Raw genomic sequence first — 13,420 nt, forward strand, 5'->3', positions numbered from 1 at the left:
AAAGACGAAACCTATTTGACCCAAACGCTATGGCTGTTTTTTGACTGATAAAATCAGTTTGATCAACAACATTCTCTCTTCACTGGTCAGTAAACGACTGACCGCTGCAACATCTTCCGCCGTGGCTTGCGTTGCACCAACAATATCTAGCACGACATCCAAATCCGTCAATTTTAAGGTTCTTGTGATAGAACGATACTGAGACACTTTGATGTCAGCTTCCCCTCGCTCAATACGTTGATAGGTTTTTAAACTCATTCCGGCACTTGAGGCTAACTTCTCTTGCGACAAATTGGCTTGCTTCCTACGCTCAATCAGCGCCATAACGATGGGCTCCTGTGACATGAGTTTCTCCTAACTAGACAGTTATGACCTAATTTTAGCAAGAAGCAGACCATATTGACTCGTAACGGTTTACATACGCCATCAAAGGCATATTATGCGATTATAAAAAAACGTTACGTTTCATAAACTTTCATACTTTGATCGGTCGTGAACGTGCAGGCTAGTAAACTTGATTACTCAAGTGTTGGGAAATAATAAAAATTGCAAATTGCGAAGAACAAAGACGTCAAATTGGAAATTGCGAATCGTTATACATTGGCATTTCCTTGCATAAAGCACGCTTTAGAATCAGAGAATACCCGCAGTCAAATTATCGCGATACAGCATAGGCTACTCACCTACAAAGAAGTGTTGTTGCACGGGAACATGTTAGAAGATAAGGAATTAAAACGAGCTTTTTCTGCATTGAGCCTATGCGAAAAAGGTGTCACGCAAGGTGGAATCAAAAGCATCAATGATGCAATAAAAGAGATGGATGAGATTCTAGAAAGGTACAGCCGAAAAGCGGTTGTAAAACTAAGCAGCTAAGCAACTAAGCAACTAAGCGGGTAAATGACTAAACAGATAAACCTGCAGAGATAAAAAAGTCGACGCTATCGTTAGATAAAGCGTCGACTTGTTCAAAACATTGCAGTTCTAACGTAACACGGCTTTTCTAAGACCCGCGAACAACATCAGCATACTTAGCAAACCAAATGAAACACTACCACCATTGCTACCAGAGCCAGATGATGTACGTGCATTCACATAAGCTGTTCGCTTAGCATCAGTAGAAACAAACTTAGCGGTTTCAGTTCCAGCAATAACACTGTCTATCCAAGCTTCATAGTCATAAATTTCAGTGAATACTGACGTTACTCTTGAGTTACCACCACACGTTTCAGGACCAAAGCTGGTGATCCCTACTTGTCTGTAAATAGAACCATCCTTCCAGTAAACCGGACCGCCAGAGTCACCTTGACAAGTGCCCCCGTATAAGCCAAAAGCTTCTACACCTCCAACAAAACAAATTTGATTCTCTGTTAACTCATCACCAGCAGCGAATACCGTTTTACAAGTCGCATTATCTACATAATTGAGGCTTGCTTTTTGTAGTAAAGTGGTTCCGTCAAAACCAGTGCGTGTATCACCATGACCCACAGCGGTAAATACCTCTGAAAAACGACGATAACCATCCGAACTCGGGCGTTTTACAATATCGTTAATTGAATCGATATTCACTGCGCTTTCTAGCTTAAGAATGGCAACATCGTTACGGAGTAGATCACTCAACGTATTTGAATAGTCACTGCGATAATAAACTTCTGAAACTCGCGCTTTTTGAATGTTACCGTTAGGGAATTGAGACGTATCTTCGAGCTGTGGAACTACAGTAGTAAACAACTGCCCTTCTTCATTGCCGTAAATACAGTGCGCTGCCGTCAGAATATGAGTCGGGTTTAAAATGGTCGCGCCACAATATGGCCCGGTTGAATAGACGCCATCGTAATCAATACGGTCGATGAACAAGCTCGCCATTGAAGGAAATTCAGTCACTGAAGCGTCACTACCGTTCACGATATAAGGTGTTACGCTCGCGTCAGAAATACTTACGACCGAGTTTTCTGTCGCCATAACAGTTGATGTATAGATTAATGGCGCTAAAAGCCCAAGAACGGTCTTACGAACCGGATTCATTATATGGTTCTCATTCATAGATAACGCCTTGTAACCCCTACTACTTATTTAAAAAATGGATGAATCGCCACCATAACACGTACTAATCATCATTAAGTAAGTATTTGTAACGATATGGCCACATCTCTCATTTTATAAACGAATTTATAAACAACTTACCTTGGCTCATCATCCCAAGTTTTATACGTTTGCGAAAAACAAAAAAGCCTACCGTTAAACCTCTCGATACAGAGAAGCAAACAAGAGGCTTTTGGTTAAGCTTGGTGGTTTCTCTTAAAACAGATTAGCCACGGTAGTAACGTTGAGGTACGAATGGCATTTTTTCTACTGTCATTGGTAGCTTCTTGCCACGAACGTCAGCGAAAACTTCCGTGCCAATTGCTGCTAGGTCTGTACGAACGTACGCCATAGAAACAGGCTTGCCAGCGTTAGGGCCCGCTGTACCACTTGTTACTACACCAATCTTGTTGTCTTCAGCATCGAACAGCTCAGCGCCTTCACGTACTGGCGCTTTAGTTTGGCCCACTAGACCAACACGCTTACGTTGAACATCTTTCGTTGCGATTTGCTCAAGGATGATATCAGCGCCAGGGAAGCCGCCAGCACGTTCACCGTCAGTACGACGAACTTTTTGAATACCCCATAGAAGGCTAGCTTCTACTGGAGTAGTTGTTGTATCTAGATCGTGACCGTATAGACATAGACCACACTCAAGACGAAGTGAGTCACGAGCACCAAGGCCGATCCACTCTACTTCTGCTTCTGATGTTAGCTTACGAGCAAGCGCTTCAGCGTGATCGTTCGGTACTGAAATTTCATAGCCATCTTCACCCGTGTAACCACTGCGGCTCACGATGCATTCAACGCCGTCGATATCAGCTTTTTGAACGTCCATGAACAGCATGTCAGCAACGCTTGGTTGGAAACGAGCTAAAACTTCAGACGCTTTAGGGCCTTGAAGTGCTAATAGAGCGCGATCATCAATCACTTCCATTTCTACGTCTGCAGGAAGATGCGCAGTTAGATGGTCGATATCTTGTGTCTTACATGCTGCGTTCACAACAACAAATAAGTGATCGCCTAGGTTAGCAACCATCAGGTCATCCATAATGCCGCCCTGCTCGTTAGTAAAGAACGCATAGCGCTGCTTACCAGAAGGAAGGTCAATAATATCTACAGGAACCAAAGATTCTAGGACAGCAGCCGCGTTCGCACCATGAAGACGAAGTTGCCCCATGTGAGAAACATCAAAAAGACCGGCAGCATCACGAGTATGTAAGTGCTCTTTTTTAACACCTAGTGGATACTGAACTGGCATATCGTAGCCAGCGAAAGGAACCATTTTTGCACCCTCTTCAACGTGAAGTGCATGCAGTGGTGTTGTTAGTAGGTCTTGATTAGCGTGTTCTTGAGTCATTTTCTTCTCCATGAAGCGTTGCAGGCTTTCCAAATCGAGTCTGCCGCTTATATCTCTATTTAGAGTCGCTTCTAACGATAAGTCTCACCATTAGTCACTTCAGCGTATTCGCGTTAGTCACCTTGACGTCTTAACTTTAGAAACAGTAGATAGTAAAAAGTGTTGTCTTTATATAGGCTTATATAGTTAGCTTAATAAACTAGGTTAGCTGTACAAAAGCTCTACAAGTCACTTTCTAAGAATTCACTTCAGTAAACTTCAATCAACATGAGTAAACCGTGTTCACTATAATAAACAAGCCTGCGTCAGTTTTACACCCTTAACAATAGTCAAACAGCTCAAAATGTGACATTTAACAATTTAAAAACAATTATTCCGTACATACAAAAACGCGACATTGATGATTATCACATCAATATCGCGTCTATTATCTGAAGTTCGAAACAAATGCAAACGTTTGCATTCACTATAAGAAATTCTAGTATTGTTAATTTATTTTGCAGTCACCCACAAAATGAGCGCGTCTTCTGCGCTGGTCGAGATAAGCATATGCCCCATATTGGCATCATAATACATGCTATCACCTTCGCTCATCGGTACGGGTTCGTAAAATTCTGAGTAGAACATCACATCACCAGAAATGATCATTAAGAACTCTTCACCATCATGGCGAACCCAATCATTATACTCTTCAAAAGTACGAGCTCGCACGCGGCTCTTAAACGGCATCATCTTCTTATTAGATAGCTCTGTGGCAAGCAGTTCATGCTCGTAAGTCGGTGTCGGGTGTGGCTTTCCTTGCCCCGCCTTGGTTAAGTCACGACGTCCTGTTGCAACTTTTTTCCTTGGTGGTTCAAAGAGTTGAGGCATATCAATTTGCAAACCCATCGCTAATTTTTGCATAGCCTGAAAGGTTGGCGAGATTTGTTCGTTCTCAATTTTGCTGAGCGTAGAACGCGCCAAGCCTGTTCTTTGGCTTGCTTCTTCTAGCGTAATCCCAAGCTTGCCGCGGATATCTTTAATGCGCTGGCCAAGCCTAAGTGGTTCAATATTCTGGTCTAACGTTTCCTTTGCCAACGTTAAAGATGGGTACTCATCATAAATGTCTTCTGACATAGGTCCCTCATGAATTTCTTGCTTCCTGTCTATTACTTTCATTGTTGCATGAAGCGCTTTGTTGATTAAAGAGCAGACAGAGAAATAAAGCGTGCTCCCCGTAGCAAAACAAGAAAAGTTGTTTCCTATTGGAAATTTTTGTTGAAAATTGATTTTATCGGAGCTATGTTAACGACTTGTTAGATGAAGAGATGCTACTTCAGCTTGTAACAAATGATAAATTTAACATTTGCAAGAGCTGTTTTTTACCCGAACTTTTGGGAAACAATTCGTGCTGCATTGACCCTACAACGATCGCTTAGACGCTGTAAGAGTATATTTATAACGCAATTCACGCTTATCTATACCTATATAACGCAAACGACACCGATGCAGAAATCAACGTAAGACCTAATGGACTATAAAAACAATCACCATTAGCTTAATGAAAGGTCTCGACAATGAACGCTTACCAAAACCATAGCTTAGACAGTTTTTTCACTACGAACCTATCTGGAACAGACGATGCAGTATTTGCTGGCATCCAAGCAGAGAACACTCGTCAAAATGAACAAATCGAACTTATTGCTTCTGAGAACATCGTTTCTAAAGCAGTGATGCAAGCTCAAGGCACTTGCCTAACAAACAAATACGCTGAAGGCTACCCAGGCCGCCGTTACTACGGTGGTTGTGAACATGTAGATATAGTTGAAGCGATTGCGATTGAACGTGCGAAGCAACTGTTCAAATGCGAATACGTAAACGTACAGCCTCACTCAGGCGCTCAAGCAAATGGCGCAGTTAAACTTGCCCTACTTCAACCTGGCGATACTATCCTAGGCATGTCTCTAGATGCAGGTGGCCACCTTACACACGGCGCACGTCCTGCAATGTCTGGTAAGTGGTTCAACGCTGTTCAATATGGAGTAGACCGCGAAACTCTAGAAATCGATTACGAAGCGGTTCGCGCTTTAGCGATCGAAAGCCAACCTAAAATGATTATTGCTGGTGGTAGTGCTATCCCACGCGTTATTGATTTCGCTAAATTCCGTGAAATCGCTGACGAAGTTGGCGCTATCCTAATGGTAGATATGGCACACATCGCGGGTCTTATCGCGACAGGTGCCCACCCTAGCCCACTACCACACGCACACGTTGTGACAACAACAACGCACAAAACACTTCGTGGCCCACGCGGCGGTATGATTCTTACGAACCATGAAGACATCAACAAAAAGATCAATTCTGCAGTGTTCCCTGGCCTTCAAGGCGGCCCACTAATGCATGTTATCGCGGCCAAAGCAGTGGCGTTTGGCGAAGCACTTGGCCCAGAATTTAATACTTATATTGATTCGGTGATCGACAACGCAAAAGTTCTTGCTGAAGTGTTGCAAACTCGCGGTTGTGACATTGTGACTGGCGGAACAGACACGCACCTAATGTTGGTTGACCTTCGTCCTAAGGGTTTGAAAGGTAACGTAACTGAAGAAGCATTAGAGCGTGCAGGGATCACATGTAACAAAAATGGCATACCATTCGACACAGAGAAGCCTATGATTACTTCGGGTATTCGTTTAGGTACGCCAGCTGGAACCAGTCGTGGTTTTGGCACTGAAGAATTCAAACTTATCGGTGAATGGATCGGCGATGTACTTGATGGCTTAGTTGAAAGCCCTGAAGGAAACGCTGAAGTTGAGCAACGTGTTCGCAAGCAAGTTAAAGAGCTTTGCAAACGCTTCCCTCTTTATCGTTAAACCGTTTTTAAGATTTAAATTAAAACCTCATAAATTTTTGGAGAATAAGCAATGGACAATACACTAAAGTTTGCAGACAGCCACGAGTGGATAAAAGACAACGGTGACGGTACTGTGACTATCGGTATTTCTGAGCACGCTCAAGAGATGCTAGGTGACGTTGTGTTTGTTGACCTGCCTGACACTGACGACGAAATTGAAGCTGGCGAAAGCTTCTCTCTAGTCGAGTCGGTGAAAGCTGCTTCTGATATCTACGCACCAATCTCTGGCGAAATCGTAGAAATCAACGAAGAATTAGAAGATAGCCCAGAGCTAATCAACGAAGAACCTTATGAAGGTGGCTGGATTGTTAAAGTGAAGATGTCTGATGCGTCTGAACTAAACAATCTTAAAGATGCGGAAGAATACCTAAGCTCTATCGAAGAAGACTAATAGGTTCCTCATTACGATAAAGCTGCTCTTTAGAGCAGCTTAATTTTAGGGGCTAGCTCACGGCTCCAAAGAGAAAGTAGAACATATCATGACTGAATTACTTCAAAGCCAATTACTAAAAGACTTGGGTACTCAAAACGAGTTTGTTGCTCGTCATAACGGCCCAAATAAAGCAGACCAGCAGAAAATGCTCGATGCGATCAACGCGACTAGCTTAGACGCACTGATCGACGAAACGGTTCCTGCACAAATCCGTCTTGAAAAACCAATGACACTTGCTGCGCCGCTGAGCGAAATTGACATGCTGACCTCTCTTAAAGAGATCGCTAACCTAAACCAAGTGAAACGTACTTTCATTGGCCAAGGCTACTACAACACATTCACTCCAAACGTTATCCTACGTAACGTTTTAGAGAACCCAGGCTGGTACACAGCTTACACACCATACCAACCAGAGATTTCTCAAGGTCGTCTTGAATCTCTACTAAATTACCAACAAATGGTAATGGACCTAACCGGTATGGAAATCGCGAACGCATCCCTTCTTGATGAAGCGACAGCGGCTGGCGAAGCTATGACACTATGTAAGCGTGCTGGCAAAAGCAAGAGCAAAGTATTCTTCGTTGCTGACGATGTTCACCCTCAAACACTAGAAGTTGTTAAAACTCGTGCTGAGTACATCGGTTTTGAAGTAATGGTTGGTGCTCTTGAAACACTTCTAGAACAAGACGTATTTGGTGCGCTTCTTCAATACCCGAGTACAACGGGTGAAGTTCGCGACTTAACAGACATCATTGCGAAAGCTCAAGCAAACAAAACACTGGTTACAGTTGCTACTGACCTACTTGCTTCTGCTCTACTTAAGCCTGCGGGCGAAATGGGCGCAGACGTAGTAATCGGTTCAGCACAACGTTTCGGCGTTCCTATGGGTTACGGTGGCCCACACGCTGCATTTATGGGTACTCGTGAAAAACATAAACGTACAATGCCAGGTCGTGTAATCGGTGTATCTATCGATACTCACGGTAACCAAGCGCTACGTATGGCAATGCAAACTCGTGAGCAACACATCCGCCGCGAGAAAGCGACATCGAACATCTGTACAGCTCAAGCACTTCTAGCAAACATGGCGTCTTTCTACGCGGTTTACCACGGTGCAGAAGGACTACGTACTATTGCTCGTCGTACACACCACATGACAGCTATCCTAGCGGCTGGCCTGACTAAATCGGGTTACGAGCTAACAAACAATAGCTTCTTTGATACCATCACGATCAACTCTGAAGAAAAGACAGATGCACTGTACGCGAAAGCGCAAGCAGCAGACATCAACCTTCGTTTACTTCAAGGCAAAGAGGTTAAAGGTAAGATCGGTATCAGCTTAGATGAAACTACAACGATCGACGACGTGAACGCACTTTTCGCAATCTTCGACGTGAAAGAAGACGTTCAAGCACTATCTTCTGACATTGCATCAAATGAGTTTGCAGCAATTCCAGAAAACTGCCGTCGTGAATCAGAGTTCCTAACTCACCCAGTATTCAATACGCACCACAGCGAAACGCAAATGATGCGTTACCTAAAACAGCTAGAGAACAAAGACTTCTCACTAACGCACGGCATGATCCCACTGGGCAGCTGTACGATGAAGCTGAACGCTGCTGCTGAGATGATCCCAGTAACATGGCCTGAGTTTGGTTCAATTCACCCATTCGCACCTCTTGATCAAGCAGCGGGTTACACAGCGCTAGCGAAAGATCTTAAAGAGAAGCTATGTGAAATCACCGGTTACGACGATTTCTCACTACAGCCTAACTCTGGTGCATCTGGCGAATATGCGGGTCTAATCGCGATTCAACGTTACCACGCAAGCCGCGGTGAAGCTCACCGTAACGTTTGTCTGATTCCAAGCTCTGCGCACGGTACTAACCCTGCAACAGCATCAATGGTTTCAATGAAGGTAGTGGTTGTTAAGTGTGATGAAGATGGCAACATCGACATGACAGACCTAGCAGCGAAAATCGAGAAGCACAAAGAAAACCTATCAAGCATCATGATCACTTACCCTTCTACGCACGGCGTATACGAAGAGCAAGTGAAAGAAGTGTGTGAACAAGTTCACGCAGCGGGCGGTCAGGTTTACCTAGACGGCGCGAACATGAACGCTCAAGTAGGCCTAACTTCACCTGGCTTCATCGGTTCAGACGTATCTCACTTGAACCTACACAAAACATTCTGTATCCCACACGGTGGTGGCGGTCCGGGTATGGGTCCTATCGGTGTTAAATCGCACCTAGCACCTTTCCTACCAGGTCACATCGAAAATGGTGTACAAGGTTCTGACTACGCGGTATCAGCAGCAGACTTAGGCAGTGCTTCAATCCTGCCTATCTCTTGGGCTTACATCGCAATGATGGGCGAACCTGGCCTAACAGACGCGACTAAAGTTGCGATTCTGAACGCAAACTATGTGATGGAAAAACTACGTCCTCACTACCCTGTTCTTTACCGTGGCACTAACGGCCGCGTAGCTCACGAATGTATTATCGATGTTCGTCCGCTTAAAGAAGACACAGGCATCAGCGAAGAGGATATTGCTAAGCGTTTAATGGACTTCGGTTTCCACGCGCCTACGATGTCTTTCCCAGTAGCAGGCACACTAATGGTAGAGCCAACTGAATCAGAAGATTTAGAAGAGCTAGACCGTTTCTGTGAAGCGATGATCGCAATCCGTCACGAAATTGCAGCAGTGAAAGCGGGTGAATGGCCACTAGACAATAACCCTCTAGTGAACGCTCCGCACACACAAGTTGACCTAGCTGGCGCAGAATGGGATCGCCCTTACTCTCGTGAACTTGGTTGTTTCCCATCAAAAGCAACGAAGAACTCGAAGTACTGGCCTACTGTTAACCGTGTAGACAACGTGTACGGCGACCGTAACCTAATCTGTTCTTGCCCAAGCATCGATAACTACGAAGATTAATTCGTAGCGGCGCTAAGTAGCAAAACATAACAAAAGGCGAACCAAACGGTTCGCCTTTTGTTTTCTGAAATTCAAGGTCAACAAATGCATTGACCTTACCTTAAGGGAAAGGTTTAAGATGAAATGAATCCAACGATGAATTAGGAAACGATGATGGTATGTTGTAACAAAGCACCAAAGGGTGGCGCACCTCTTGGCCTACTTCTAAAAGTCACGCTTGGGATTGGTCTTTTTGTGGCTCTGCTGGCGTTGTGGCAGTAGGAGTTATTTGGAACCAGCCCTAGACAATAACTGATCCGCACCAGAAATTTTAGACACTGAATTAGGTGAGTACAATCACTAACGAGGTGAACAATAACAACGAAGAAAACACGGATCAAACATACTCCTGAATTCAAAGCTGAAACGCCAGAGCTTAGTCGCGAAAGCCGCCCGTAAAGTTCAAATGTACGACAGACAGTAAACATAGACTTCCTGTTGCCCCGAACTTGCTTGAGCAAGACTTTAATGCGACAGCACCGAACCAAAAATGGGCTGGAGATATTACCTATCTAGCGACAAGCAAAGGTTGGATGTATTTAGCGGTTGTTATCGACTTGTACTCATGGCAAGTCGTTGGCTGGTCAATGAGCACCAGAATGACCACGACTCTGGTCTGTGATGCGCTATCAATGGCATTGTTCCGTAGAGGCATGACCGAAGGGGTGATTATCCATAGTGATAGAAGCAGTCAATATTGTTCAAAAGACTACAAAGACTTAATCTCAGCCCATAACCTAAAACAAAATATGAGTAGGAAGGGAAATTACTGGGATAATGCCTGTGTTGAAAGCTTTTTCCACTCAATGAAAGTAGAAGCCATCCAATACGAGCCGATAATGACGCGAGAAGAGATGCGCCAAGCGCTTTTTTATTGAATTTCTATAAATCAGTTGATGTGTTCGGTTTAACACTCATCGTTAACTACTTGAACTGTACATACACAACCATCAGCTGGGCATGTATCTCCACTTGTTCTACCACCAAAAGAATCATAGAGAACGTAACAACCGGATGGAAGGTCGTCTATTATCGCGCCGCCAAGATCTCCAGTGGTAAACGGGTATTCATAACCAACCACTGTATACCTATTAGCAAAGTCAGACGTTAAGCTGTCATCATCTGAGAAGGTAAGGAAATCGAGCATATTCAATTTATCCCCTGATTCCCCTCGGCTTTCAGGGCAAAGCGTTCCCCAGTCGACCTCAACTCGGCCGATACCAAAATCGATCACATAGTTGCTCTGATCACCTGGGTTTGTTGCGTCTGGGTTAAGCCCAACAATAATGGCTTTAGAAGTCACCTGTGTGATCACGCCTTCCATCGCACCAGCAACACCTTCAAGTACCGCTTTTCTTGCCGACTCTTGAATATTGAGGAACCTCGGGGCTGCTGTAACGGCCAATACTCCGAGTATCACGATCACAATGATTAATTCCATTAAAGTAAATCCGTTTTTCTTCATAACACCCACATCAACTGACAACTACAGATACAACTACTGAATGAATTATCAATAACTATACATCGTGATGAGATGCGGAACATCTTATGTGTCGCGTCAGAGCTGCTGTTTAGTCGATTTTTAGACCTTACGCATGCGCTATTAAAAGTAAGCGCCTTGCTGCGATTGTCTTCTTTGACTAAATGGTTCTACATGGCCAGATTGTCACGATATTACACTGCAGGTGCATATTTCTTTACTGTTGTTCACCATTGGAGTATCTGCGTCGGGATATCGCAAAAAAAATAGCGCTCATGTATGACATAAGCGCTATTAAATAACTGGATATTCGACATACCTCTTAATGAGGTGTGCTGAGAAGTCTAGATTTTAAATGAACCGACATAACGATCGAGTACTTGTGATAACTCCGCCAATTGCTTGCTTGATTGCTCTAACTTCTCACTTGCGGTCAAACCATTTTTGACTGAGCTATTGACCGTATCCATATTCATATTGATCTCATTCGCTACCGCTGACTGCTGTTCCGTTGCCGTCGCGACTTGAGTGTTAATATCAAGAATAGCCAAAACTTGTGTAGATATTTTTTCCAAAGCTTGGCGAGCTATTTGAGTTTCTGCCGTGCCCTCTTCAATTAAACTCTTACTATTACTCATCGAGCTAACAGCATTCTTAGCTTCGGTTTGAAGTTGATTAATCATAGTGTCAATTTCATCGGTTGATTGTGCTGTTTTTGTCGCAAGGTTACGAACTTCATCAGCAACGACAGCAAAGCCTCGGCCAGCCTCACCAGCACGCGCAGCTTCAATTGCAGCATTAAGCGCCAGTAAATTCGTTTGCTCAGAGATACCTCTAATAACATCAAGAATAGTACCGATCGACTGGGTATTATCAGCAAGGCTAACAATGATGTCAGAAGCACTATTCATCTCGGCTTCAAGGTTCGAGATTGAGGTCGTGGTCTTCTCAATCGTCTTATGACCTTCTTGAGTTTCACTCGCCGCCATGTTTGCCGCGCTTGCAGCACCAGCCGCGCTAGATGCAATTTCATTAACCGTGGCAATCATTTCATTCATAGACGTAACGACCAACATGGTTTGTTCGTTCTGTTCTTGCCCTCTTTGCAATGCTTGCTGCGACTGTTCACGAAGCCCAATGGCTGTGCTATTTAATTCGACACCAGTCTTCACTGTTTGCATAATTATCTCGTGCACCTTGCCAACGAACACATTGAAAGCCGATGAGATTTGAGCGACTTCGTCATTCCCTTTAATTGGCAAACGTACTGATAGATCACCATCGCCTTCAGAAATATCATGCAATGTATTTTTCAATACCAATAGAGGTTGCATCAGTTTGCTAAGAAGAAGTGATAGAACAACGAGACAAACAACAAAAATGAAAACCATTGAAGCGAGCTGGTAGCTAATAATGCCATTCGTTGCTTGGCTAACCTCTGTGATAGGAATACCGATATCAAAAGTACCGTACAGCTCACCATTGACATAGATAGGTGCCATGATGTCAAACACCCACACTTGTTGAACATCAGCGTACCATTTTGAATACTGTTGGACGCCTTGGGTTGCGCCTTTAACGGTATAGCTATCTTCATAAACTTTATTCAGTTTATTTTTGTCGCTGTGAGCAATAGCACTTACGTTACTATCAATAACAATGGCATAAGTGACATCAGATCGCTGTTTCAGCTCACCCACCAGCTTTTGTAAATCTTGAACTGGATTGTCCGAATTCTCTAAGATATACCCCGCATTTCCAGCCAAGAATTCAGCTTGAACTTGCGATTTGTTCAATATTATCTCATCAATTTTTTGGCTTGAAATGAAATAAGTTGACGCCATACTCGCAGCGACGGCAATGCCAAACATAATAAAAACGGCAAATAGGATTGTTTTCTTCATTTAGGTTGTCTCGACGCAAGTTTGTTAAAAGTTCTCTAAAGGTTTCAAAAACTGAAACCAAAGCTCACACGTTTTATCTCGTGTTAGAGCTCGCCTCTATTTCTTTATCTGTCAAAGTCTCGATAACTTTAGCTAAATCATACAAGAGACGCATGTGAATCACGATTTCTTAACCTATAGACGAATTCAACACAGAACCTACACTTGGAAATCTGATTAATAAGTAAAGTCGTGGCTTAATCATTACATTTGAATAAAGAGTCGATTTCGCGTATTGAACCAGAGAACTGG

At 43.6% G+C, this 13,420-nt stretch carries 10 protein-coding genes and 1 pseudogene; 5 read left to right on the forward strand and 6 right to left on the reverse strand.

The window, feature by feature from the left end; all coding sequences use genetic code 11:
• Nucleotides 1-27: 27 nt before the first annotated feature.
• Nucleotides 28-345, reverse strand: coding sequence for a helix-turn-helix transcriptional regulator (locus tag ACMAZD_RS22745; RefSeq protein ID WP_435249588.1), 318 nt, complete (start codon nt 343-345; stop codon nt 28-30).
• Nucleotides 346-546: 201 nt separating this feature from the next.
• On the opposite strand from ACMAZD_RS22745, the gene ACMAZD_RS22750 reads away from it, so the two are divergent.
• Nucleotides 547-873 carry a hypothetical protein gene (locus tag ACMAZD_RS22750; protein WP_435249589.1) on the forward strand — a complete coding sequence of 109 codons (327 nt, stop codon included), beginning with the start codon at nt 547-549 and terminating at the stop codon, nt 871-873.
• 108 nt (nt 874-981) lie between these two features.
• Here ACMAZD_RS22750 and ACMAZD_RS22755 read toward each other — a convergent pair whose 3' ends face one another.
• From ACMAZD_RS22755 to ACMAZD_RS22765, 3 genes are all read right to left on the reverse strand, one after another.
• On the reverse strand, nt 982-2,040 hold the full coding sequence (locus tag ACMAZD_RS22755) for a S1 family peptidase (protein ID WP_435249590.1): 1,059 nt from the start codon (nt 2,038-2,040) through the stop codon (nt 982-984).
• A 265-nt stretch (nt 2,041-2,305) separates the two neighbouring features.
• Nucleotides 2,306-3,439 (reverse strand): glycine cleavage system aminomethyltransferase GcvT, encoded by a 1,134-nt coding sequence (gene gcvT / locus ACMAZD_RS22760; RefSeq protein ID WP_435249591.1) that lies wholly within the window; start codon nt 3,437-3,439, stop codon nt 2,306-2,308.
• A gap of 492 nt (nt 3,440-3,931) precedes the next feature.
• The gene (locus ACMAZD_RS22765) at nt 3,932-4,555 is read right to left on the reverse strand and encodes a helix-turn-helix domain-containing protein (RefSeq protein ID WP_017105927.1); all 624 of its coding nucleotides are present in this window, start codon (nt 4,553-4,555) and stop codon (nt 3,932-3,934) included.
• Nucleotides 4,556-4,995: 440 nt separating this feature from the next.
• Between ACMAZD_RS22765 and ACMAZD_RS22770 the strand changes: the two genes are divergently transcribed.
• From ACMAZD_RS22770 to ACMAZD_RS22785, 4 genes and pseudogenes are all read left to right on the forward strand, one after another.
• Nucleotides 4,996-6,288, forward strand: coding sequence for a serine hydroxymethyltransferase (locus ACMAZD_RS22770; RefSeq protein ID WP_435249592.1), 1,293 nt, complete (start codon nt 4,996-4,998; stop codon nt 6,286-6,288).
• Nucleotides 6,289-6,339: 51 nt separating this feature from the next.
• Nucleotides 6,340-6,720, forward strand: a complete 381-nt coding sequence (gene gcvH / locus ACMAZD_RS22775) for a glycine cleavage system protein GcvH (RefSeq protein WP_435249593.1) — start codon at nt 6,340-6,342, stop codon at nt 6,718-6,720.
• A gap of 88 nt (nt 6,721-6,808) precedes the next feature.
• Nucleotides 6,809-9,703: an aminomethyl-transferring glycine dehydrogenase gene (gcvP, locus tag ACMAZD_RS22780; RefSeq protein WP_435249594.1), complete on the forward strand. Its 2,895-nt coding sequence runs from the start codon at nt 6,809-6,811 to the stop codon at nt 9,701-9,703.
• 394 nt (nt 9,704-10,097) lie between these two features.
• Nucleotides 10,098-10,614, forward strand: a pseudogene (locus ACMAZD_RS22785) (IS3 family transposase); the annotation flags it as partial.
• A 35-nt stretch (nt 10,615-10,649) separates the two neighbouring features.
• On the opposite strand, the gene ACMAZD_RS22790 reads toward ACMAZD_RS22785, so the two are convergent.
• Together ACMAZD_RS22790 and ACMAZD_RS22795 are read right to left on the reverse strand one after the other, a co-directional pair.
• Entirely contained in the window at nt 10,650-11,207 is a 558-nt protein-coding gene (locus tag ACMAZD_RS22790; RefSeq protein WP_435249595.1) for a type II secretion system protein, read from the reverse strand.
• Nucleotides 11,208-11,569: 362 nt separating this feature from the next.
• Nucleotides 11,570-13,096 (reverse strand): methyl-accepting chemotaxis protein, encoded by a 1,527-nt coding sequence (locus tag ACMAZD_RS22795; protein WP_435250533.1) that lies wholly within the window; start codon nt 13,094-13,096, stop codon nt 11,570-11,572.
• Nucleotides 13,097-13,420: the final 324 nt, after the last annotated feature.

It is taken from the genome of Vibrio sp. nBUS_14, from assembly GCF_051201655.1.
Taxonomy (GTDB): Bacteria; Pseudomonadota; Gammaproteobacteria; order Enterobacterales; family Vibrionaceae; genus Vibrio.